This window comes from Gluconobacter sp. P5E10 (genome assembly GCF_018812145.1).
Taxonomy (GTDB): Bacteria; Pseudomonadota; Alphaproteobacteria; order Acetobacterales; family Acetobacteraceae; genus Gluconobacter; species Gluconobacter cerinus.
This window is the reverse complement of the sequence record NZ_JACRVZ010000007.1, coordinates 90,438-110,696: the sequence shown is the minus strand read 5'-3', so window position 1 is coordinate 110,696 and position 20,259 is coordinate 90,438. Positions and strand designations below refer to the sequence as shown.

Sequence of the window (20,259 nt, the reverse complement as noted above, 5' to 3'; positions counted from 1 at the left end):
GCTGGCGCCTGCCCGTGCAGGATGGAGTCCGGCGTGTTCAGCGGCGAGACATGCGGCTGGGCGCGGTCAGTGCCGGCAGGCAGATACTGGTTCCAGAAATAATCCATTGCTTTCGCTGTCAGCCAGGGGCCACTGGCGAACTCGCGATAGGATCCGTCATTCATCGCGGCATCGGTTACCGGATAGAATAGGAGCTGGGCTACGAGCCTGGGTCCATGCCGCTCCGCAACGAGCGCAGAGACGACCGCAACCATATTACCGCCGACGCTATCTCCGGCGATGGCAATGCGGGATGGATCGATCCCGAATTCGACCGGATGACGAGCGACATACTCCAAAACTGCATAATCCTGCTCGATCGCAGTTGGATAACGCGCCTCGGGCGAGCGTTCGTAATCGACGAAGATGACCACCGCACCGCTGCCCGCCGCCAGATCGCGCACGAGGCGATCATGGCTGGCCGGGCCGCCCATCACCCAACCGGCACCATGATAATAGACGATGGCCGGCGCATCGTTCGGGGCGTCGAACGGGCGGTAGATCCGGATGCGCGTGCTGCCGGTCGGGCCAATGGGGAGCACGCGGTCGGTGATCCGGGCATAGGGAGCGGTGACCTTCGCCGACGCTTGCGCGCCGTCCAGCAGCGCACGGGCTTCGTGCGGCGACAGGGAGGGGATGGCCGGGACGTGGGCTTCGACGAGGCCGTTGAGGAAATTCTGGGTCGTGGGCTCCAGCACAGGCGCGGCGAGCGCGGGCGCGGCGGCAATAGCGGTAGCCAAGGCGATGGTTGTGGAGAGACGCTTCATGATGAAAAACTCCATATCGATCAGGCTGCGATCAGCCTGTGAAGCCTTTTATATCGCGCACGATATTATCGCGCAATAAAATAATGAATAGCGTGGCTCCGACGCATTAACATCGCCCGAGATTTGATATTGCACGATATAATGCCACTGCTTATGGAGGACGATATGAGCGAAGACCTATCCACACCTGATCTGTCGAATTTCGTCTGCTTCTCGTTGTATGCCGCGAGCCACGCCTTCAATCGACTATACCAACCGTTGCTCGAGCCGCTCGGTCTCACCTATCCGCAATATCTAGTAATGACGGTCCTGTGGGGCAGAGACGGCAGACTTGTCGGCGAAATCGGATCACAGCTCGATCTGGTCAGCTCCACCCTGACGCCGTTGCTTAAGCGGCTGGAAGGCGCTGGCCTTGTGGAGCGCGCTCGCGACCAGAATGATGAACGACAGGTGCGTGTTTGTTTGACCGAGGCCGGTCGGGCCCTGCGCATTCAGGCCGAGATGATTCCGGCTTGTGTGTTGGCGGCGACCGGGCTGTCGATCACCGAACTGAGGGACTTGCGTAATCGGATCGACCGGCTGCGCCAAGCCGTCAGCTCTCCGCGTGCCCCGGGCTGCAAGTCCGACGATCATTGAGCCTGTCACCCGTCAATAACCATTTCCAGAGAGACTAGTCTTGAGTTCCCCTACGCCCTAACATAGACGAGCGGGGTCATCGCATTTGGCCGCCGGCACATACCGCGCATTTTAGGCNATTCCGGCTTGTGTGTTGGCGGCGACCGGGCTGTCGATCACCGAACTGAGGGACTTGCGTAATCGGATCGACCGGCTGCGCCAAGCCGTCAGCTCTCCGCGTGCCCCGGGCTGCAAGTCCGACGATCATTGAGCCTGTCACCCGTCAATAACCATTTCCAGAGAGACTAGTCTTGAGTTCCCCTACGCCCTAACATAGACGAGCGGGGTCATCGCATTTGGCCGCCGGCACATACCGCGCATTTTAGGCTGGATGCTCGTGATGTTGGTCGTGATCGGCAACAGCCTATTCTCGCAAGCCATGAACACGTCTGCTTCAGAGAAGCGAAGGCCGACGTTCTGGCGTCCGACATGAAGGCGTAAGCAGCCGTCAATCGTGCTATTCTCGGACGCTTACTGTCATTCCCGACCTTGCGGACAATAAGCTTCCGGAAAGCCGTATATGCAAAGCGCGATCACCGCTTTTCCATCGTTTCCAGGTCAGAGGTGTGACGTGAACAAGAGACGCAGTACTCACCTGTGTCAGGCCCGCGTCAAATGACGTGCCGCTCCACTCCGGCCTTTGTCCGGTTGAGGCGCGCTATCAACATAGCGTCGGCCCGTCCCTGCGGGGAGAGGTCGCAGTGTGCGGCATACTCCCCGAGTTTATTCAGACCGACTTCGTCTATTTCACAGCGGCTGTCGGGAAAGATCCATCAGCATTTCGCGTTGCGCGACAAGATATATTCGGATCGGACGCTTCAGCCGTCCTGTTGACCACAGGACTTCCGCTTACCAGAAAGTACTGCATCTGCCTGAAGATAGAGAGCGTCAATCACACACAGCCCCTCGTCTCTCCGGTTTTCTGCGAAAAGCCGGTCTGCAACCTCAGCCAGAAGTTTGAGGGAAGATGCTTCCGACGGGGCTGCGTGCGCGGCGGGTGGGAGCGGGAGTGGCATCATGGCATATCGTTCCGAAAGCTGAGAGTACGGGTAGAAACAGGAGACTGACCCGGGACTGACTGGTACCCCTGAACGGGCTGCACGACGCTGCGGCGAATGGCGAGCAGATCATCGAAAAAGGTGGTCGCGTGCCGCACCAGGTCAGGATCAAACGCACCACCTGCCTGCTCGTAGAGAAAGGCTTTCACCTGACGCGGCGTCCAACCTGTCTTATAGGCGCGGGCGGAGAGCAGGGCGTCGATCACGTCCACGAGGCCGACGATGCGCGCAGCCACAGGGATGGACTTTCCCTTCATTCCGAACGGATAGCCGTCACCGTCGTAACGCTCATGATGCAGGAGGACAGCCTCATGAACGACAGTCGGAATATCTTCGGACAGATGAAACAGCGCTCCGAGACCAAGCGAGGGATGCTGCCGCATCACCAGCATCTGCCGGTCGTTAAACATGCCCTGATGATGTAAAAGGCTGTCCGGCAGGAGCAGTTTGCCCGCATCGTGCAGTCGGCCGGCCAGTTCAAGGGAGCTGGACGAAAGTCCACTCCCTGCCAGATGGCCGAGCAGACCAGCGAGGCGCCCGACCCTCTGTCCATGTCCGTCGTCACCCTGAGCAATCTGTGCCAGGAGCGAAGTAAGAGGCGGACCCTGACGCTGATAGGACGCAGGCAGCCTCACGACCTCTTTCAAAAGTGTCTGCAGTTCAGGCATTTTTCCTCTGCCGGTTGTGTAGGATCACTTTAGGAGCGGCCAATGTGAGTCCGATTATCCCGGATGGATCATGCTGCGGACGAGGCCGCCAAGTGCCATGGCAATGCACGCAACGATGAGTTTGATCCGCGCCTTGGGGCCATAACCATGCCCGGACACCATCCCTGCGGTTCTTTCAGCGACTTTCGTAAGACCGACAGTGCCAAAGGCCAGAGCCATCCACTGCCCGAACGAAAGCGTCAGAACGGGCTGACCCAGCCCGGACATGCGCCAGGCCCCCTGCCCTGCAAACTGGTCCAGACCGAAAAATCCATCGGCCGCATTCACCAGAAGGAAGAGACTGACCCCTGCCAGGAACCTGACACCCGACGCGCGACGAAGAACTGTTTCAGCAGGGCGGGCCTGCCCCACCGTCGACCGGTATCGGACACGAGCAATCAGGGTCGGGGTCCAGTCCGCCGAAAAAAGGGGCATAGTCAGAACCCCACCGGCAAAAGACGAAACACAGAGAGCACCAGGCCAAGTCCGGCAAACATTATGCCGCGCCTGCGCTCAAACCCGTAGTCGCGGCCATTGTCCCCGATCTCGGGAGCTCCCGGCCCTATCATCGTTGCCAGGCAACCGGCGACGATGAAGACCGGCCCCATGACGGCACCAAGCCGGGGGATGACGAAAGCGAAGAGGAGAAGTCCCACACTTGGCCAGCAAACAAGGATATCCCCGGCTGTCTCTGCGAGACGACGGCGCAGCGGCGTATCCTGCATCATGTCAGAACCCCAGTGCACGACGGTAAATGTCCAGAAGAGTTTCCTGTTCCTCGACCTCTGAAGGATCCTGCTTGCGCAACCGGATGATCATCCGAATAACCTTGACATCGAAGCCGGCTGATTTGGCTTCGGAGTAGATGTCCTTGATGTCACCACTCAGCGCCTTGCGCTCTTCTTCGAGGCGTTCGACCCGCTCGATGATGGATCGCAGTCGATCGGCTGCGATGCCGCCTGCGACAGCACCCTGATTGTCCTGAGAGTCATCGTGGAAGGATACGCGTTGCAACATGATTAACCTTTCAGAAATCGGGTGAGAAGCAGATGGGAGGCAAGGGGCGGAGCAGCTCGCGATGGCCATCCGCCAGGGCTTCGAGCCAGCGGGACTGCCGCTCCGGGAGATATCCCTGTTCCTCAAGGACGCGACGAAGGGCGGTTCGGTGTTCACCGAGGCGCTCTGCAAGTGTGCGTTCAGACCACCCAATGGTCAGAAGGGCGCTGGTCATCGCGTAACCATTCAGAGGAGGCCTGTTGCCCACGGGCGGAACGGCCCGTGCCAGCGGATGGCTCAGACGGCGATGCAGCATCCCAAGAGCCGCGAGCCACTTGAGAAACTCCGGGTCAGGAATACCCTGCCCCGATTGCCAGCGCAGGATCCGGTCCTTTGAGACGCCGGAGCGACGGGACGCCTGACGCACCCCCCATCCGATCGCCGAGAGCTCACCGGAGATCGACAGCGCTGCACGCCTGTGCCCCGGACGAACGGACCGTGAATCCACATGTCCTGCCCGTGGTTGCCCACAGCGCTGTCCACTGGTTTGGGGGATAACCCGCAAACGCAAGGCCTCGGTCATGCGTCAGCCATGCCGAGCGATGTCGGTGAACGTCCTGTCCTGCGCACCCTGCCGGATGTGTTTGGCCATATGTGGCGAAACGATCCGATAGCGGTTAGGTCGGCGCGGATCCAGTCGTTCCTCGATCAATCCCGCCTTTTCCAGGGCTGCAAGGGACTCCCGGACCTGACCAATGGCAAGGCCGAGCCATGTCGCAATTTCACCGGCTGTTTCGTGTTCGGTCAGAGAAGCAAAAACAAGATCCTCGATCGGCGACGTCTTCACGGTTCGTGTCGCCGGCATCCAGGGCACCCGGGCATAGACACTATGACCGAGGGCCGCGATTTCACCGGCCTGGGCCAGCGTCGTCAACGCCATCGGCAATGCGCCAGCCTGTTCCGGAGTCAGGTTCGCGCGGAGTTCGAGCACATTATATGGCCCCCGGTTGAGGCAGGTCCGGACGTGTTGAAGCACGGACTGATAGACTTCACGCTGAGTCTCCGCCTTGAGCTTGCGAAAGACCCGCGCCTTGGGTTGATGACCTCCAAATTTCACTGTGATGCCCCGTCGTCCATAGCCACGCGGTCACTATGCGTAAGGCTGTTGTGAGTGTGGTCAGGCGACGTCACCATTGGCCTGCCGCTCGCGTGCAGTCATAGGCTTTCTGGAGATTGACCAGTCCGATAGCGATCCAGAGCGGCACGAAGACAACGACATACCAGCGCGGCATGAAAGCCTTCGTCTTCCACAGGCGCATGATGTCGACGAACAGAACGGTAATGCCCAGGGAGAACAGGATCGCCTGCGCAAGCATGGTCCAGACCATCTGGATGTCGAAAGGAAAAACAAGCCAGCCAAAGCCGAGGAGCATGGTCGCGAGGACGCCCACGCCCCCGAGCAGCCAGGGGGACGATAGAGAGAGAGAAAGGGACGATTTGGGCAGATCTGACTGCCCAATGGAAAGTGTGTGCTCGGTCATACCGCGCAGTATGACGACAGCGTTTGTGAGTGCGGTTCAGGACGTAGGCTAAGAGTGAATTGAGGCTACGAACGGGACCTGACGTGTTCAGATCGTCAGCACGAGGTCTGTTGCACTGCAACGCGCTAGCGTAAATTACGCAACCTCCCGCATCTGCTCGCGCGCCTAGTCTACATAGCTCTCCAAGATTACTCTTGGATAACGATCATCTTGAGGCAACAAGGTTAACTATCGCGATAAGGTCGTATTGGGGAAAGAACACGTGGGCCTCGTTTTCTGAGAAGTACTTGAGGGTTGCCTCAAAAGGGCCCTCTCCAGAATAACCGCGCTCCATCAGCATAGGAACTAATTCGCCACTCCGCGTCTGAAAATCGGTTTGGAAAGCCTCAACCTTAAAGCGCCAGTAATCAGCTGTATATGCGGCGCCCAGAGTTACTCCGGACATTAACACACCACCACCAATCGGCCGGTACCTCGTACCGTCGGTGATGACTGTAGTTGTGTTAAGGTGACTTTCCCTCGAAATTTTTCGCTCCTTATGGTCGACGACATTTGCAACCCCGGCGCCCGTCCGAAAGCTGCTAATAATTTCTGGCCAATTGTCATGAATTTTTTCGACGACACCAGCATCTAAAAAAGATTGGTGGGAGTACACGTTGATTGCGTAAAATGTGTCGTCTGTCAGCATTGCGAAGACAAGGGGTCCGGATCGAACGACAAAGGCAGGATCGTTTGGATGACTGTCGACGCCAAGATGAAAGTGATGAACCCCCCATTCAGCAAGCATCCAATCTGGGTCGAAAGGCGAAGCATGCTTTCTACCAAGGTGCCCGTTGATATCCGCGCCTGTTTTCACCTTAGCCTGGAGCACCTCCCACCCATGGACATACTCTGTTGGGCAGGAAAACTCCCTTGCTATCTTTATTGTTCGTGGCACGCACGTAACCGATCGGTTTCGCGTTTCGAAGTATTGTACCGCAACATCTGAGTCATCCAGGGCGTCTATCTTGCCCTTCACCTTTTTGTTTTTTCCTATCAAATAGCTCCTCATATGACCGAGCCAGTCAGAGATAAAATCCGCCTTTAATTCTGGCATGAATGCTCCTCTAAATGCTCACGTGAAAAGTTTGCACCCCCAGTTCCTTTCACCACCCAATGAGCACCCCAGCAACGATAAATGCATGTGAGGCGGCGCTAATCCTACACCGGCTAGTCTCTTTCGTTCATAAGCCGCTCAGAACCCCATCGCCTCTCTCTGAGCCTGCCGATTGAAAACCGTTCCCCGTTGGAACGCGGGACGGCGCCTGAGATCCCGTCCCCAGCCGTCCCGCCGCGCCTGCAGCGGGATCTCGTCAATAAAACAGCTCGGATTGGCCTGCTCGCCCCGACGAAACTCGCACCAGGACACACTGACGCGCTGGCGGCCGCGCGTCAGCGCAACATAGGCCAGTCGGCGTTCCTCAGCCGGGTCAATGTTCGTGCGTGACGGAAACAGCGTATCTTCCCAACCGATCAGAAAGACATGCCCGAACTCCAAGCCTTTTGAGCCATGAATGGTCATCAGCTTGACCCGTCCGACACTGTCATCATCCCGGCTTTCCGACCCGAGGGCCGCATGATCGAACAGCTCTTCCACCGAGCTGAACTCGTTGGCGAGCGACAGAAGCTCGTGCAGGTTTTCAAGCGCTGTGCGTCCATCTTCTCCGGCTGCCTGGTGCATCGCAAGATAGCCGCTCTCTTCCACCAGAACTCTCAGCCGTTCACCCAGACTTGGCTCGTCGCTGCGGGCGCCCTTTAGGATCACCTCCAGAAAGCCGCGGAGCTTCTCGGCAGACTTCCCAGTGCGGCTCTGAACAGTGCGCTCTGCTGCCTCGTACAGCGAAATCGCCTCGTCATCGGCCAGCCGTTCGAATGTCGCCATGGCCTTGGCCCCGATCCCCCGGGCGGGCTGATTGACAATCCGTCGGAAGGCCTCGTCTGACTGCCGCTCATACGGAAAACACGTCAGCCGCAGGAAGGCGAGCGCATCCTTCACCACCGCGCGCTGCCAGAAGGCGGTATCATTGACCAGCTCATACGGGATCTTTGCGCGTAGCAGAGACTCTTCCAGCAACCGGGAGAGATGGTTAAACCGATACAGCACCGCCATGTCCTCATAGGGCACACCTTCCAGAGCACGACGCCCGATCTCGGCCGCAATCCCGGAGGCCTCGTCCTGGCTGCCGGTATGGCGCAGAATATCCACTGGCTCGCCATCTCCGGACGCGGTATACAGGGTCTTCTCCAGACGGCTCGTGTCATGAGAAATGACCGCATTGGCCGCTGACAGAATATGACCGGTCGAACGGAAGTTCTGCTCCAGGGCAATCAGGCGTCCCGTCGGAAACTCCTTGAGAAAGCTTCGGATAATCCGGACATTGGCCCCACGCCAGCCGTAAATTGACTGCGCATCGTCACCGACAACGAAGAGCTCGTTGTGGTCTTTGGACAGGCATTTCAGCCAGAGAAACTGAAGCCGGTTCACGTCCTGGAACTCATCGGCCAGCACGCAATCAAACCGGTCCGCCCAGTCCCGTCTGTAGCGCTCGTCGCGCAGCATCGTCACGGTCGGCCACAGCAGAAGATCCGCGAAATCTGCGCGATTGCTTTCGCGCAGCATCGCCTGATAGGCAGGATAGAGGACGGCCGCATCCCGCCAGACCATGATGTCATCACCCTCCGTGATAGCATCCGTCGCAATCCGTCCCTCGACCCAGGTGACGGCGTCCGGGGGAAGCACCATGTTTTCTTTGAGCATGGCGATGCGCGAGCTGACGGACTTCACACGCTTGCGAAATGTCTCTCCGTCATCAGGATCCATGACGCCTGCTTCAATCGCCTTTTCGAGAAGGCGGCGCACGATCTTGGTACTGTCTTCGCTGTCGCAGACGTCAAAGCCCGGGCGCAGCCCGGCAATATCGGGATCGGTGCGCAGCTGACGGCGTCCGTGCGCATGGAAGGTCCCCACCCAGTACGGCGCCTGCGCAATGTTTAACGCCGCCGCGATCCGCGTCTTCATTTCCCCGGCCGCCTTGTTGGTGAACGTCACGGCCAGAATGCGGTCGGAGGCCATGCGACGCTTGACGACACGATCGACGATCCCGGCCACCAGCGTCTTGGTCTTGCCAGTCCCGGCACCCGCGAGAACAACAACGGGCCCAGTCTGACGCGCCGCCTCTGCCTGAGAGGGAGTCAGTCCGGAGAGATGATTATCCACGACCACGTCCCTGCTCCCGGGTGCCATGAAGAACCTCGCAACGCGTCGCACGCCGACCATCAAGACTCAGGATCACGTCCGGCTCGACCATCAGATCAAACTCACGCCCGAAGTCCCACGTTCCGTCCGCCAGAACCGTTCCGCCGACCATGAGACCCCGAAGCGTGTCAGCGCCGAACTCGATCTCGACGTAGGTCTGCGGAAAGGGCGGCTGGTTATGCAGCAGGGCCCAGGTATGCCAGACGCGGGTTGTCTCGGCGTCGGCATGCCACGCGGCGGTCAGTTCTGCGACATGTCCCAAGAGTGTTACGGCATCCGGCCGGTCAGGATGACGCGTGCTTCCGGGAACGGTGCCGATCAGAACAAGCTGCTGCTCTCCCGCCTGACAGGTCAGGAACCTGCTGCTTCCGGTCGGAGACTGAACGAACAGGACGATGCGTCCGGAGAGATCCCAGCCTGCTGCACTCCAGCGTCCGCCAACAACGAGACCCTGGCTCCGCTCCCTCTCAGAACCGTATTCCACCAGAACCCAGGGGATGCGACATCCGAGGTCTGGCATCAGGCGCAGATAATGGTCCGCATCCGGATGCGCCAGAAAGGCCGCTCTCAGGGCGTCATTTTTTTCATGTCCGGGAAAGAGAGCCTCCATTTCCCGTCGTGCCTTGTCATTTGTCATCAGTCTCTCCTCAGGCGGCGCGGGCGGCGGCCACAACAGTCTTCAGGGCGTCGTTGAAATCTTTGCAGCCCCCGTGGGGAATACGGCGGATCACACGGACGCCGGCTTCACGGCCCAGCTCTGCCAGGCGCGCGGCATAGCGATTGCCGGCGTCATCATGATCGGTTGCGGCCACCAGAACGGCTGCCGGATCTTTTGCCATCTCAGTCAGTTCGGCCATGAGGGCTTCGACCGTCTCCGGTCCCATGCCACCTGCGGTCGAGCAGTACAGGGTTTCGCGCGTGCGCTCACTGTCGAGGGCGGCATAGGACAGGGCATCAATGGCGGATTCACTCACCACCAGACGGCGGACCGTGCGCGCGAGGCCGGGCTGAAACCGGAACAGCGTTTTGACCGTACCCGACAGACACATGCCCTTGGTGTCCAGACCACGCAGTTCCGCACCACAGATGGTCCCCCTGGCATCGCGGTGGCAGAACCAGGCGGCGTGGTAACCATCCCGAATGCATCCGGTCATGATGGCACGACGCAACACCCATTCCGGGAGGCAGCGCTCCTCTGTGAGATATGCCCACACCTTCGTGCCGGACGTCAGTTCCTTCTTGCCATGCCAGCGCTCAGCCGGGGCAGCATCTGGCGTTTTGGCCTGGCGTTCACGGACATATTCTGCCCCCTTCGGCGCAATACCCACCAGCTGACCCAGCTCACGGCAGGCCTCATGAAACTTCAGACCGGGTGTCAGGCGCTGGATCAGGGCGAATACATCCCCTTTTTCGTCCGATCCCGTATCCCACCAGCCGCGGCCTTCATGGTTGACAATGATCGTCTCACCCTTGCCCGCCCGGTACTTCAGAGCGTTGCGCGTGCTTTCGGGCTTGTCGAGAAGATAGCCATGGCGCTCAAGCAGCAGAGCACAGGAGACACCTTTGACGATGTCGGTCCGGTCACTATCAGACAGTCTGAACGGCTCAAAGCGTGCCATGATCGTCATCCTTTTCGTTTCGGGACGGCGCAACGGTCAGAACCGGCCTCAACGCCCCTGTCATCTGGGTTTAATTTAGGAAAAATCCGCAAATATTGCAAGTAAAAACGGCTGTTTTCTGCGGTTTTATAGGGTTTTATTTGCCGTGACCTTGCGCCACACAAACATCATCTCCACAAACTTAACGAATACTTAAACAAGCCTTTCGTTCGACCCGTGCCGGAGGCAAAAGGGGCGAAAGCAAGCGCAGCGACGCCTTTCGTCCCGACACTTTCAGGGCCGTCACAAACGCAGCGCAGGACAGGATGCCTTCTCAGGGGACCCGGCTGCACGGAGCAACCGAAGGGCGCGGAGGAAGCTGGGGTGGAAGGTCGTCTTGTCCGGAGTGAGGCTTGTGGCACTCCAGACCTTTCCCGTCCGATGCTCCCGCGCCGTCAAGCACAATCCCGATCCGCAAAGGGACTGGGCACCACGCTCATCTGCTGTGCGCTCCGCGCACGCTCGGGGAGATGCGCCGATCCCTCTAGCTCGTGCGCAATGGCGTCGATCTGAGCCTTCAGCGCCTGAATATCCTGCAGGCCAATCCGGTCCCTGCGAATTTCAAGGCGCCCGTACACGGCAATGCGTTCCGCCCCGTTCTCGATCGTCAGATCATCGATCTGAACGCTTTCGCCTGCATCCAGGAAAGGAATAAAGCTCATGGTGTGGTCTCCAGCAAAGGACCGCCAGAGGCGGGCCGGATACGGACAGCGTAGGGACTTTTCAGAGGGCGGGGCAGCGACATGGCCGTCTGGCGGATCTCATCTGGGAGCGACGGGAATGGATCCACACCGGTCGCTTTGGCCAACGCGCCAATACTGATGATCGTACAGGTGGGCTGGCTGGTGTTTTGACAGAAATACGCGCCCGCTCCGTCTTCGGCGGGGTCGTAAACAGCCTTCCACGTCGCCACCGGCACAAAGACCTGATGTGCACCAATGGTATTTACCGAAGCTCCGAAAGCCGGTCCCGTGACGACATAAAGTTCTCCATCTCGTCGTGCGAGACGACGCACAGCCATTTCCACGCCTGTCCAGATGCCTTCGTTCAACTCAGGCGTCTGGGGGACAACATTGGCGAGCGAAAAACTCTGCTCCTGCGCCTGCAGAGTGGGCTCGTCAGCAGAGCACACCATATGGCCCCGGTCGTAGTCCGATCTACGGTAATCACTCAGCTCGGCCCGGTCTTCAAAAGACAGACGCGGATCGGCATGAAAAAACCGGACGACCCGCCCAATCTGCATGCTGCGCTCCAGATCTTCCTCGGTCAGGTGTTCGGCCGTCCATAACGGGCCATGACTGATGCCCGAATGCAGCACAGCAAAAGCGTCATTGCACAACAGCACGGTCTTCTGCCCAAGCGCCGCGTTAGTCAGAACCGGGAGCTGATTATCTCCTCCAAAAGCGGAGCACTCTGCAGCCGCTGCGTGGGTTATGCCTGCCCATAGCAGGCTCGCCAGGGTCAGCCCTGTCATCGGCAGTCGCATGGCCCATCCTTTTCTTCCCGAAGGCTTCTGTCTCACGGCGCAGGATGGCACGGCCTGTTGTGAGTGCAGGATCGCGCCCGTCAATGGGAGACACTCATAAGTGTGCGCTGCGCTGAACGATGGGCAGCGCTGGCATCACGGCGCAGTGCGGCGCGTAACGCCGCTCCAAGACGATCATCATTCGCGTCGTCAGCGAGATGATCTGCTTCCGCGTAAAAGCGCCGTGCGCGGCCAATGGTCTGGCCTGTTGAAACCGCCCTGTGAAAGACAGGCGCTTCAAGTACGGGAAGAAAACTGGACGCGGGCGTATCGCTCTGGACCTGCATGGTGCGGTTCCTTTCTATTTTTTTGCCGGATGCGGGCCGCACTGCGGCCCAGATATTCGTGGAGGAAGGAGGAGATCGGGAGGCCTGGTCTCAGTCCCCGGTCCGAGGCAGGGGAGCGCGCTTCACGGCCATCCCATCACTTGCAAAACAGAGCATTCCGTTGTGCCGGTAATGATTGCGTCGCACCTTGCGGTACACGCCTGACAACTCCGCACCGCCTATGCAAAACGTCTCGTCAATCTGGAGGTCTGCGAACAGAACCGTGTCCGGTCCGAAGACTTCTGCCTTTTTTCGGGCTGCTGTCAGATCCGTTTTCCTGCGCTTGGACATACTCTGCCTCTCTCGGATTATTTCGTTCCCGATCGGCAGCCTCGTGGGGCGGACGGCGTGGCAAGGGCGGCGCTATGCGCCGGGAGCGGAGCGACGCACCCTTGCTGCGACGCCTGCCCCATGAGAGCCCCTTCCCTCCCTCCTCTTTCTCCTTCCCGCGCGTCTCCTTTCAGCCCCCAAGAGGTTTTCGCGAGGGCCTAATAAGGCCGGTATCTCATTGTTTTTGTTGACTTTTATTTGTGGTGCGCTTTACGCTTGCACCACAACAAAAGGAGGACGCCGATGAGTGCACAGACAGATCAGACCGCCACGGTGATCCGCTTTCCACAGGAGCGGCGTCGCGCGCCAACCCTGGACGCGCTGACCGACGCAATCCTGCCCGAGACGCAGTTGCGGGCACTTGCAGAAATCCGCGGCGTGACACCGCCGCGACAGGTTGAGCGCCTCCGCGCATTCGGACGTGAAAGAGCGCGACAGATTTTCGGAGCCACGGCGTTGCCCGAAACCCGCGAAGCCCGTCAGCACATGGCGTCTGACTGGCTGACCCTTCTGGTCAGTCGGGCCCTGGCCCGGGTTGCCGACGCACGGTCTCTCACGGAACAGGCGGAGCGCCGCGAGATCGAAGATCCGCAACGCGACGGCATCTATGACGATCTTGAACAGGCACTGCGCGCCGAGATCGTCGCCTGGGAGACGGCCCAGAATATTCTCGGCGGATGGGAGGTCGTCCACGGACTGATTGATGATCTGGACTCCTGCGCCGTCACCGACAGCACAGCGTGTCAGAGCAGACCCATCTGAACAGGCTGCTGCCGGGACAGAGGTGCAGATAGCGCCGGAGCCAGTGAAATGCGGCCTGCATGATCGGCCGGCACGCCGTGACGGTCGAGCAATCTGCGCAACAGCGCCTGTTCGCCTCGAACAGTCTCCTGCCGCAGTTCGGCGCGGTACAGGTCCAGCACCTGATGCTCGACCAGAAGTGCCGCGATCCGGCTTTCCACGTCTGACCAGGTCCAGGCGGGATCGCCGATCCCGCCGCGCGCAATGATCTGATGGAGAAAGGCGAGACGCCCCTGCGTCGAGCAGAAATACCGTCCCGCAAAGCCGTCCCGGTTAAAGCAGGCGATAAACCCCCACATCTGGCTGACGCGCTGGTACAGCGCCTTGCTGAACCCCTCCTCCGGCAATCCTTTCGCAACAAAGGCGAGGATTGCATTGGCCAGTTTGGCTTTCTCCTGCGGTGAACTCCACTGAGTGGCCGTCAGGCCCTCGGCCTCAATGCGGACGCGCCGCAGGTGTGGCAACAGCAGGCTCATACGTGAGCCTCCTGTGCGAGCGCGGAGAGCGCCTCCGCGACAGCGCCTGCCAGTTCGGGTCGGCGCGCGATCAGCCAGCCCGTCAGGGCGGTACGATCCGCCGCGTCGACAAGGGAGACGACGCGATCGACATCGCAGCGCCGCAGCTGCTCCACGCTGTCAGCGGCCACTGCAACGGCCGAGGCCCAGATCTGATCGCGGGACCGCGGACCCGCAGACATCGTTTGAGGCGTAGCATCGGACATTCTTCTTCTCCTGAAAGATTTCGAGGACCCTTGGTCAGGCCAGGAATTCGAGTGTTTCCGGGGTGATGTTCATGCGCAGTGTGTCGCCTGACGCCTGCTTGAGAGCCTGCCGCACAAGCGCTGCGTCCAGGAACTCGCATCCGTCATCCCTGCCAAAAGCCTGGCGTTTCACGTCATGAGCCCTGCCGGCGTTCTGTGCCGGGTCCGCTTCGCGCGCATACGCGCACAGATTGGGCTTCTGACCGTCATCGGACGGCAGAAGGGGAAGCCCGTTCGACATCATGTAGATCCCGTGATCGCCAACCAGCCACAGACCCGCAGAGATCTTTGTGGGATCGACGTCTTCCTGAAGGCCCCATTCACGCGCGCCATGCCCGGGCTTGCGCAGGCTTTTGTCAAAGAGCTGGGTCAGCGTGGCGCGGCGCTCGGACGCGGTCTCGGCATGGGCAAGAAGGCGCTCGATCAGCGCGCGGTCGAAAGTCACGATCATGGGTCATTTTCCTTTGATCAGAAATGAAAAAACCCCGCTCGATGGCGGGGCGCTGGGACGTTCGGAGGTGAAAAAGCTCAGCCCTGACTGTGGCTGCGATGGGCGGCGGAGGCGAGGTAATGATGGGGCACCGGGCCAGCCAGAAAGCTCGGCAGGCACGTAAAGGCGAAGACCAGGGCGAGAAAACCGAAGAACCCACCGGCCAGTCCGGCAACGTCCTTGATGTCCTGAAGGGTCTGTTGGGAAATCTGCATGAAAGGTCACTCCTGTTGCCGTCATCTCTTTTCTCTGATGACCTCTCCGGCACAGGCACAGGATGGCTGTGATGGCACAGGCGCCACGCAGCGGCGGGATCTCCACGCCCCGGAGCCCGTCAGGGCGAGGACGCGTGGAGACCCACCCTTTGCCAGCGCAGACAGCCTGTGCTGCCCCTCTCTCCTTCTGCTTCTTTTCCTCTTTCTTCTTCCTGCTCTCCCTCCGCCCGGCTCACGCGGGTGACGATACGCGGTTCAGATGTGTCCATTTTGGCGCGCGGACTTCTCCTGCCCGGCCTCATCCACCAGCTGATAGGCCGTCAGGGTCATGTGGCCTGTCCAGCGATGCCTCAGGACGATCATGGGAACACCCTCGACCGTGCCATGCTCCCCGCGGCGACTGGCCTCGGCGATCTGGGCGCGCGTGACGCGCGGCGGCTGCGTCCGGGTTCGGAAATCCGTCTCGGCCGCCTGTCGATCCGAATAGGGGCCGTGCCAGAGCTGGGCGGCTTCTTTCGGCCAGAACGACGTCACGCGCAGATAGACGCGCCCATCCGGTGCAACGCCAAGATGGACCCTGCGACGATCCAGAAGACAGGTCTCGATCTGGAGAAGGTTTTCATCGACCATGGAAAACTCGCTCATCTTTTGAACTGTTGGATCTGGCAGGGGAGACATCATTCGCTCCCCTGCATTGGCCTCAGGCGGCCAGCTGATCCGCTAGCGAAGCTGCGATCAGGACGGCGGCGGCCAGGGCAGGATGCTGGTGGGCGCGATAGCGCGACACCAGAGTGTCCCGGGTCTCGTTGCCCAAAGCAGCCGCAGGCGCGCCAATGGTCTCGAGACTGGCGGCGACTTCCGCGGCCCACCCCTTGAAGCCGAGATGGCCGTCCTCAGACAGGCGTTCGGCCTCGGTGAGCGAGACCTCGCGCGGCTCTGCAGCGTCCATGAGGAATGGCGTGTAGCGTGTTCCCCATGAGGCCACACCTGGCGTGCCCTCGTGAGGTACCGGATCTGCAATCGTGGTCTCTAGCCATTCGGAGGTGCCAAGCTCCTCTGAATCATAAGCCGCGTCGAAGCCGCGCGGCTTGCGGCTGCCACGATTGACCGTGATCATGATCTTGAAGGACTTGCCGGGATGCTGAAGCGCTGTGTCGCGGCCGAAGCTCAGAATGAGTGGCTTGAGGCCATCCACCGACTTCGCCTCGACGGTGCGGCGCTCACCAAGATGGGACATGAGCGCCATCGTGGTGCTGGTGAAATAGCCCTCACGCTTTGCGGTGGCGGGCGTAGCACTGAGCGTAAAGAAAGCCATGTCGATCTCCAGATATGACAAAGGCCGCCTCGCGGCGGCCTGAAGAACTGTGAAGGGGTAAGGTAGGGTCAGAAGACGTATTCGGCGCTGCCAAAGACGTCCTGCCAGGGGCTCCGGCTTTTCGAGTGGCAATCCGACGCCGCATCATAGAACCCCGATCTGAACCGCTTTCTGATGTCGTCAACAGTCTTCTGTGCCGCATCGTCCAGCGGGGCATCGCAGCCGATCAAGACGGACCCGTAGGAGGATTTGCGCACCCGGAATTTGTGTTTTGGCAGGGCGGCTTTCAGCAGACGGCGGATGTTCTTTCCTGCCAGCACGCCGCTCTGGTCCGATCCCTGCTCCAGATGGGCGTATTCAGGAGCGGTGCGCAGACGCTCGATTTCGGCCGCATGCACCGCCTCAGCCTGATCTTTCTGTGCCTGCTTTTCAGCGCGGCACGCTTCGGCATGAGCGTGCAGCTGCGCAATTTCCTCAGGGCTGGCCTTGGGCTCGTCGTGGAAGATCGTCCACTGCACACCATGCAGAATGCTCTCGGGCAGCTTCTTGCTGATACTCCCGCAGGCAAAGACGATATCAAAGCTGGCATTGCCTCCCGCGGCGATGAAGCCGCCAGCAAGGCGTCTGATTGTCTCGGGACGAGGCGTGCCATGGACCGCAGACACGACGCCCCGGCCTCTGTTGTACAGGATGGTGCTGACGCGGGTGCCTACGGTGACAGTCGGGTGTTCGGACATGCTGATCTCCTTCTCTTCATGTCTCTTCAACTGTCCTCTCCGGGGTCAGGGCCTGACTGGCGGGGCAAGGGCGACGCGTCAGCGGCGGTCCCGCAGGCGTTAGCCGAGGACACCACCCCTTGCGGCGACAGACAGGCTCTGGCACCCCGCCCTTCTCTCCTCCTGTCATCTCTTTTCTTGTCTTTTTTCCTTGCGCGGGCTGTCCTGCCCTGTGGAACAAGGCTGCGTCTCACCGCATGAAAAAGGGCGGAGCCATGCTGACTCCGCCCTTGAAAATCGCAACCGGTTCGTCCAAGTTCAGAGGTGAGCCGTGAGGGGCTTCGCAAAAAAACACCTCACGGCCCGGTTTACCTTAAGTGATTTACTCGGAGAGGCTCTTCAGTGCGGTGGCAACCGCCTGAAGGGTCTTCTTCGTTTTACGAAGGATCTTCGTAAACCACTTACGGTCCACCACGATCACGAAGATCATGGCTTCCCCTTTCACTCTGACGACTGTGGGCAAGCGACCCCCGACCCACATCCGGTTACGATTTTCGGGGGCCGCGACGTCTGAACCGTAACCTGAACAGACGTTTCGTCGCGCGGACTCATCAGGCGACCCCAATCTCCTGTTGTGCCAGATCAGGCGCTACGCGCAAGTCTGGCCCGGACCATGGCCGCAATCGCGTTGCCTCAGACCCGAAGGATCTCCAGTCGCCCTCCCATGGCAGCCTGCATGGCCACCAGTTCCTGCGGCACCACGAGGTCGCGTGTTTCTGTCGGCTCATTCTCTGTGACGTCTGGCTCGCCCGCGTCTTCTCCGCCCTCCTCGTCCATCACGTTTTCCAGATCCTCCGCGTCCGCACAGTTCAGGTCGTCTTCATCCCCGTCTTCCAGTTCATCTTTCAGGCCGACCCATTTGGCGCGGCGGGCCTGCTGCTCCCGCACTTCCTCTGTCCAAGCACCAATCGCCTGCGCAAAACCGGCGGCCTCCGGGACCCAGTGTCCGTCTCCCACGGCGTTCAGCAGGGCAGCGCGCATCTCCTTGCCCGTATTGAGTGGCGCGAGCCCATGCGCCTGAACCGCCTTGGTGATTCCGGGCTTGCTGTAGGTCTTCAAGAACGCCTCATCAGCCATGGTCGGCATGTGGGCGTCCGCGTTGAACAGACAGCCCAGCAGTTCGGCTGCCATGCCGGAGCCGGAGTGCATACTGACCTCGCAGTTCATAAAGCCCGCGAGGCTTTCCAGCGCGTGCCGGCGGATCAGCGCTTCATCACGCACCAGTTCGCCTTCCGGAAACAGCACTTCCATGGCAGTCTTCACCGCGTTCTCATAAGGCGACCGGCCTGAAGAGCCGTAAATATGGACGTTGTTCGCATTCAGAGCGAGCAGCAGTCCGGCCACCAGATCCCACGGATCCGCGTCTTCGCTTTTCGCCGTCAGCGCCTTCTTCAGCGCGAGGGTCCGTACAGAGCCGATCATCTTCAGACCCGTACCTGAGATGTCAGCGCGCTCCTTCTTTGGGGGTGGCGTCTGCTCCACCACCCGCGGCTCGGAGCGGAGTGTTTCTTCACCTGTGTAGCGGAACGTCTGCTCTTCGATCTTCAACGTGTTCGGATTGAGCCAGTAGCCGGCGACATCGGTGTCCTGCTCGCCCATCCATCGCGTGACGAAGTTGTAGCCTTCTGGTCGAAGCGGAGACCCATACTCGCCTGTCTCGAGCGCGAGCGTTCCTTCGGGGCGATGCTCGGCGATCCAGTCTTCCTGCGCCGCCCGAAACGCCGAGGCATCCGTGACGTAGCGATTGTCCTCATCGCCCTGCCCGAACAGATCTTCGATCCAGACGATGCCATGCTTTTGCGCCAGCGCATCGTCAAACCGGGCATCACGCGCATACCACTCGTCCTGCTGCAGGTGCCAGGTAAAGTCGCGCCAGTTCACGGTATCCTCCGGATCTTCGGCGTTGAGACGATACCCGGCCGGGTCCTCTCCCTCCTCCACGCTTTCGGCGAACATTTCTGCCCAGGCAGCGGCCTGATCCTCCAGCGACGACAGGGCGAGGATCCGACGCTCTTTCAGGTCCGGGCCGCGGCCAATTTCGATGGCATGCAGGATTGGCGAATGCAGCTTCGCGAGCAGGGTCAGCCCCTTGAGGTAAGCTGGTGTCACCATGAGGGCGACGCAAAGCTGCTGGTCGGTATAGCCAAGCTCTTCGCGCATCCGGGTTACGGCACGCCACTGGTCTGGCTCGGTCATGCCCTCGCGGATCATGTTCTCACTGGCCGCCGCCAGATCCTCCAGACCATTGTCGATCTTTGTGACATGGACCTGAATTTCCGTCAGACCTGCATAGATCGCCGCTTCCGTGCGTCGGTGGCCCGCGATGATCATCAGGCTGCCGTCCCCGCGCTCACGCACGCGCGGCGGATGAACAAGCCCGACTGCGCGGATATTCAGCGCCAGCTGGCGAATGCTCGCCTGACCGGGCTTCGTCTGACGGGGATTGTTCGGGTTCGCGATCAGGGTGTTGGGATCGACAAGGCGCAGTTCGTCCATGATGGGCTCCAGTGATGTCGTAAGGGTGTGGAAAAGGTGTCGTGGGGGAGACGTCAGGCGGTCAGGCTGTGCGCGAGGTGGGAGACCACACGCTCGATATGCTCGACCTCCAGCTGTCGCGTTTCCAGCGTCAGCGTGGCCGTGCCGTAAGACCCGTCTTCATCGGTGTCGTAATCGGTCTGCACGCGGCGGATAACGGTTTCGACGCAGTGCCAGACCACAAGGTCGAAGCTGTTTGGAAACAGAGGGGCAATCGTCTGGTCAGGTCCAAGCGCTGCAACGGCCTTCTCCAGGGACAGGTCTTCGAACAGATCCGGGATGTCGTCCGCCGTCACATGAAGTGTTGTCCACCAGCCTTCTTTGGCTTCGTACTCAACTTTGACCGTCTTCACGCCATGCGTCCGCATCGCCTCAAAGATCAGCGCCAGATTTGCTCTTAGCGCCACTTCGGCCGCGGGTTGTTCTGCCGGGTCTGACACGCCGCTCTCC

Annotated in this window: 29 protein-coding genes; 3 read left to right on the top strand and 26 right to left on the bottom strand. The window is 60.2% G+C overall.

What is annotated here, in order from left to right; all coding sequences use genetic code 11:
• On the bottom strand, positions 1-806 hold an 806-nt coding region (locus KP707_RS14230), incomplete at its 3' end, for an alpha/beta hydrolase (protein ID WP_215769424.1).
• A 141-nt stretch (positions 807-947) separates the two neighbouring features.
• On the opposite strand from KP707_RS14230, the gene KP707_RS14225 reads away from it, so the two are divergent.
• Positions 948-1,442, top strand: coding sequence for a MarR family transcriptional regulator (locus KP707_RS14225; RefSeq protein WP_215751740.1), 495 nt, complete (start codon positions 948-950; stop codon positions 1,440-1,442).
• Between the two features lie 857 nt (positions 1,443-2,299).
• On the opposite strand, the gene KP707_RS14220 is transcribed toward KP707_RS14225, so the two are convergent.
• The 16 genes from KP707_RS14220 to KP707_RS14145 all read right to left on the bottom strand — a co-directional run bounded on the left by KP707_RS14220 (position 2,300) and on the right by KP707_RS14145 (position 12,878).
• Positions 2,300-2,500 (bottom strand): hypothetical protein, encoded by a 201-nt coding sequence (locus KP707_RS14220; protein ID WP_211578636.1) that lies wholly within the window; start codon positions 2,498-2,500, stop codon positions 2,300-2,302.
• Positions 2,497-3,207: an HD-GYP domain-containing protein gene (locus tag KP707_RS14215; RefSeq protein ID WP_215751919.1), complete on the bottom strand. Its 711-nt coding sequence runs from the start codon at positions 3,205-3,207 to the stop codon at positions 2,497-2,499. Before KP707_RS14215 ends, KP707_RS14220 begins: the two co-directional genes overlap by 4 nt.
• A 54-nt stretch (positions 3,208-3,261) precedes the next feature.
• Positions 3,262-3,681: a hypothetical protein gene (locus KP707_RS14210; protein WP_215751918.1), complete on the bottom strand. Its 420-nt coding sequence runs from the start codon at positions 3,679-3,681 to the stop codon at positions 3,262-3,264.
• 2 nt (positions 3,682-3,683) lie between these two features.
• On the bottom strand, positions 3,684-3,974 hold the full coding sequence (locus tag KP707_RS14205; RefSeq protein ID WP_211584864.1) for a hypothetical protein: 291 nt from the start codon (positions 3,972-3,974) through the stop codon (positions 3,684-3,686).
• Position 3,975: 1 nt separating this feature from the next.
• Entirely contained in the window at positions 3,976-4,263 is a 288-nt protein-coding gene (locus KP707_RS14200) for a DUF2312 domain-containing protein (protein WP_215751916.1), read from the bottom strand.
• Between the two features lie 10 nt (positions 4,264-4,273).
• Complete coding sequence (locus tag KP707_RS14195) at positions 4,274-4,825, bottom strand: transcriptional regulator (protein ID WP_249193750.1); 552 nt, start codon at positions 4,823-4,825, stop codon at positions 4,274-4,276.
• A gap of 3 nt (positions 4,826-4,828) precedes the next feature.
• Entirely contained in the window at positions 4,829-5,359 is a 531-nt protein-coding gene (locus KP707_RS14190) for a hypothetical protein (RefSeq protein WP_086649736.1), read from the bottom strand.
• A gap of 70 nt (positions 5,360-5,429) precedes the next feature.
• On the bottom strand, positions 5,430-5,783 hold the full coding sequence (locus KP707_RS14185) for a hypothetical protein (protein WP_086649737.1): 354 nt from the start codon (positions 5,781-5,783) through the stop codon (positions 5,430-5,432).
• 205 nt (positions 5,784-5,988) lie between these two features.
• Positions 5,989-6,879: a hypothetical protein gene (locus KP707_RS14180; protein WP_215751915.1), complete on the bottom strand. Its 891-nt coding sequence runs from the start codon at positions 6,877-6,879 to the stop codon at positions 5,989-5,991.
• A gap of 138 nt (positions 6,880-7,017) precedes the next feature.
• The gene (locus KP707_RS14175; protein ID WP_373687806.1) at positions 7,018-9,045 is read right to left on the bottom strand and encodes an ATP-dependent helicase; all 2,028 of its coding nucleotides are present in this window, start codon (positions 9,043-9,045) and stop codon (positions 7,018-7,020) included.
• Positions 9,032-9,715 carry a hypothetical protein gene (locus KP707_RS14170; RefSeq protein ID WP_215751913.1) on the bottom strand — a complete coding sequence of 228 codons (684 nt, stop codon included), beginning with the start codon at positions 9,713-9,715 and terminating at the stop codon, positions 9,032-9,034. Before KP707_RS14170 ends, KP707_RS14175 begins: the two co-directional genes overlap by 14 nt.
• A 10-nt stretch (positions 9,716-9,725) precedes the next feature.
• Positions 9,726-10,697, bottom strand: coding sequence for a DUF3991 and toprim domain-containing protein (locus KP707_RS14165; RefSeq protein WP_215751912.1), 972 nt, complete (start codon positions 10,695-10,697; stop codon positions 9,726-9,728).
• Positions 10,698-11,131: 434 nt separating this feature from the next.
• Positions 11,132-11,398 (bottom strand): hypothetical protein, encoded by a 267-nt coding sequence (locus KP707_RS14160; protein ID WP_211578657.1) that lies wholly within the window; start codon positions 11,396-11,398, stop codon positions 11,132-11,134.
• The gene (locus KP707_RS14155) at positions 11,395-12,222 is read right to left on the bottom strand and encodes a DNA/RNA non-specific endonuclease (protein ID WP_194258314.1); all 828 of its coding nucleotides are present in this window, start codon (positions 12,220-12,222) and stop codon (positions 11,395-11,397) included. The genes KP707_RS14160 and KP707_RS14155 overlap by 4 nt, the downstream gene beginning before the upstream one ends.
• A gap of 80 nt (positions 12,223-12,302) precedes the next feature.
• Positions 12,303-12,548 carry a hypothetical protein gene (locus KP707_RS14150; RefSeq protein ID WP_086649742.1) on the bottom strand — a complete coding sequence of 82 codons (246 nt, stop codon included), beginning with the start codon at positions 12,546-12,548 and terminating at the stop codon, positions 12,303-12,305.
• 90 nt (positions 12,549-12,638) lie between these two features.
• Entirely contained in the window at positions 12,639-12,878 is a 240-nt protein-coding gene (locus tag KP707_RS14145; RefSeq protein ID WP_086649743.1) for a hypothetical protein, read from the bottom strand.
• 282 nt (positions 12,879-13,160) lie between these two features.
• On the opposite strand from KP707_RS14145, the gene KP707_RS14140 reads away from it, so the two are divergent.
• A complete protein-coding gene (locus KP707_RS14140; RefSeq protein WP_215751910.1) occupies positions 13,161-13,679 on the top strand; it encodes a hypothetical protein in 519 nt (172 codons plus the stop codon).
• On the opposite strand, the gene KP707_RS14135 is transcribed toward KP707_RS14140, so the two are convergent.
• From KP707_RS14135 to KP707_RS14120, 4 genes are all read right to left on the bottom strand, one after another.
• A complete protein-coding gene (locus KP707_RS14135) occupies positions 13,661-14,194 on the bottom strand; it encodes a hypothetical protein (protein WP_215751909.1) in 534 nt (177 codons plus the stop codon). The genes KP707_RS14140 and KP707_RS14135 overlap by 19 nt on opposite strands.
• On the bottom strand, positions 14,191-14,439 hold the full coding sequence (locus KP707_RS14130; protein ID WP_215751908.1) for a hypothetical protein: 249 nt from the start codon (positions 14,437-14,439) through the stop codon (positions 14,191-14,193). The genes KP707_RS14135 and KP707_RS14130 overlap by 4 nt, the downstream gene beginning before the upstream one ends.
• 34 nt (positions 14,440-14,473) lie before the next feature.
• Positions 14,474-14,929: a DUF3085 domain-containing protein gene (locus KP707_RS14125; protein WP_215751907.1), complete on the bottom strand. Its 456-nt coding sequence runs from the start codon at positions 14,927-14,929 to the stop codon at positions 14,474-14,476.
• Between the two features lie 77 nt (positions 14,930-15,006).
• Positions 15,007-15,183 carry a hypothetical protein gene (locus tag KP707_RS14120; RefSeq protein ID WP_158093570.1) on the bottom strand — a complete coding sequence of 59 codons (177 nt, stop codon included), beginning with the start codon at positions 15,181-15,183 and terminating at the stop codon, positions 15,007-15,009.
• Here KP707_RS14120 and KP707_RS14115 point away from each other — a divergent pair.
• A complete protein-coding gene (locus tag KP707_RS14115) occupies positions 15,182-15,427 on the top strand; it encodes a hypothetical protein (RefSeq protein ID WP_215751906.1) in 246 nt (81 codons plus the stop codon). The genes KP707_RS14120 and KP707_RS14115 overlap by 2 nt on opposite strands.
• A gap of 11 nt (positions 15,428-15,438) precedes the next feature.
• Here the strand turns inward: KP707_RS14115 and KP707_RS14110 are convergent, their stop codons facing one another.
• From KP707_RS14110 to KP707_RS14090, 5 genes are all read right to left on the bottom strand, one after another.
• Positions 15,439-15,864, bottom strand: a complete 426-nt coding sequence (locus tag KP707_RS14110; RefSeq protein WP_194258309.1) for a hypothetical protein — start codon at positions 15,862-15,864, stop codon at positions 15,439-15,441.
• A gap of 19 nt (positions 15,865-15,883) precedes the next feature.
• Positions 15,884-16,519 carry a hypothetical protein gene (locus KP707_RS14105; RefSeq protein WP_252348889.1) on the bottom strand — a complete coding sequence of 212 codons (636 nt, stop codon included), beginning with the start codon at positions 16,517-16,519 and terminating at the stop codon, positions 15,884-15,886.
• A 47-nt stretch (positions 16,520-16,566) separates the two neighbouring features.
• The gene (locus KP707_RS14100) at positions 16,567-17,235 is read right to left on the bottom strand and encodes an LPD29 domain-containing protein (protein WP_215751905.1); all 669 of its coding nucleotides are present in this window, start codon (positions 17,233-17,235) and stop codon (positions 16,567-16,569) included.
• Between the two features lie 672 nt (positions 17,236-17,907).
• Positions 17,908-19,770: a ParB/RepB/Spo0J family partition protein gene (locus tag KP707_RS14095; protein ID WP_215751903.1), complete on the bottom strand. Its 1,863-nt coding sequence runs from the start codon at positions 19,768-19,770 to the stop codon at positions 17,908-17,910.
• A gap of 53 nt (positions 19,771-19,823) precedes the next feature.
• The gene (locus KP707_RS14090) at positions 19,824-20,249 is read right to left on the bottom strand and encodes a hypothetical protein (RefSeq protein ID WP_215751902.1); all 426 of its coding nucleotides are present in this window, start codon (positions 20,247-20,249) and stop codon (positions 19,824-19,826) included.
• Between the last annotated feature and the right edge of the window lie 10 nt (positions 20,250-20,259).

Excerpts from the sequence above, each read along its gene's own strand:
- KP707_RS14225 (WP_215751740.1), top strand. The coding sequence starts at position 948 with ATGCCACTGCTTATGGAGGACGATATGAGCGAAGACCTATCCACACCT.
- KP707_RS14220 (WP_211578636.1), bottom strand. The coding sequence starts at position 2,500 with ATGATGCCACTCCCGCTCCCACCCGCCGCGCACGCAGCCCCGTCGGAA.
- KP707_RS14215 (WP_215751919.1), bottom strand. The coding sequence starts at position 3,207 with ATGCCTGAACTGCAGACACTTTTGAAAGAGGTCGTGAGGCTGCCTGCG.
- KP707_RS14210 (WP_215751918.1), bottom strand. The coding sequence starts at position 3,681 with ATGCCCCTTTTTTCGGCGGACTGGACCCCGACCCTGATTGCTCGTGTC.
- KP707_RS14205 (WP_211584864.1), bottom strand. The coding sequence starts at position 3,974 with ATGATGCAGGATACGCCGCTGCGCCGTCGTCTCGCAGAGACAGCCGGG.
- KP707_RS14200 (WP_215751916.1), bottom strand. The coding sequence starts at position 4,263 with ATGTTGCAACGCGTATCCTTCCACGATGACTCTCAGGACAATCAGGGT.
- KP707_RS14195 (WP_249193750.1), bottom strand. The coding sequence starts at position 4,825 with ATGACCGAGGCCTTGCGTTTGCGGGTTATCCCCCAAACCAGTGGACAG.
- KP707_RS14185 (WP_086649737.1), bottom strand. The coding sequence starts at position 5,783 with ATGACCGAGCACACACTTTCCATTGGGCAGTCAGATCTGCCCAAATCG.
- KP707_RS14180 (WP_215751915.1), bottom strand. The coding sequence starts at position 6,879 with ATGCCAGAATTAAAGGCGGATTTTATCTCTGACTGGCTCGGTCATATG.
- KP707_RS14170 (WP_215751913.1), bottom strand. The coding sequence starts at position 9,715 with ATGACAAATGACAAGGCACGACGGGAAATGGAGGCTCTCTTTCCCGGA.
- KP707_RS14165 (WP_215751912.1), bottom strand. The coding sequence starts at position 10,697 with ATGGCACGCTTTGAGCCGTTCAGACTGTCTGATAGTGACCGGACCGAC.
- KP707_RS14160 (WP_211578657.1), bottom strand. The coding sequence starts at position 11,398 with ATGAGCTTTATTCCTTTCCTGGATGCAGGCGAAAGCGTTCAGATCGAT.
- KP707_RS14155 (WP_194258314.1), bottom strand. The coding sequence starts at position 12,222 with ATGCGACTGCCGATGACAGGGCTGACCCTGGCGAGCCTGCTATGGGCA.
- KP707_RS14150 (WP_086649742.1), bottom strand. The coding sequence starts at position 12,548 with ATGCAGGTCCAGAGCGATACGCCCGCGTCCAGTTTTCTTCCCGTACTT.
- KP707_RS14145 (WP_086649743.1), bottom strand. The coding sequence starts at position 12,878 with ATGTCCAAGCGCAGGAAAACGGATCTGACAGCAGCCCGAAAAAAGGCA.
- KP707_RS14140 (WP_215751910.1), top strand. The coding sequence starts at position 13,161 with ATGAGTGCACAGACAGATCAGACCGCCACGGTGATCCGCTTTCCACAG.
- KP707_RS14135 (WP_215751909.1), bottom strand. The coding sequence starts at position 14,194 with ATGAGCCTGCTGTTGCCACACCTGCGGCGCGTCCGCATTGAGGCCGAG.
- KP707_RS14130 (WP_215751908.1), bottom strand. The coding sequence starts at position 14,439 with ATGTCCGATGCTACGCCTCAAACGATGTCTGCGGGTCCGCGGTCCCGC.
- KP707_RS14125 (WP_215751907.1), bottom strand. The coding sequence starts at position 14,929 with ATGATCGTGACTTTCGACCGCGCGCTGATCGAGCGCCTTCTTGCCCAT.
- KP707_RS14115 (WP_215751906.1), top strand. The coding sequence starts at position 15,182 with ATGAAAGGTCACTCCTGTTGCCGTCATCTCTTTTCTCTGATGACCTCT.
- KP707_RS14120 (WP_158093570.1), bottom strand. The coding sequence starts at position 15,183 with ATGCAGATTTCCCAACAGACCCTTCAGGACATCAAGGACGTTGCCGGA.
- KP707_RS14110 (WP_194258309.1), bottom strand. The coding sequence starts at position 15,864 with ATGATGTCTCCCCTGCCAGATCCAACAGTTCAAAAGATGAGCGAGTTT.
- KP707_RS14100 (WP_215751905.1), bottom strand. The coding sequence starts at position 17,235 with ATGTCCGAACACCCGACTGTCACCGTAGGCACCCGCGTCAGCACCATC.
- KP707_RS14095 (WP_215751903.1), bottom strand. The coding sequence starts at position 19,770 with ATGGACGAACTGCGCCTTGTCGATCCCAACACCCTGATCGCGAACCCG.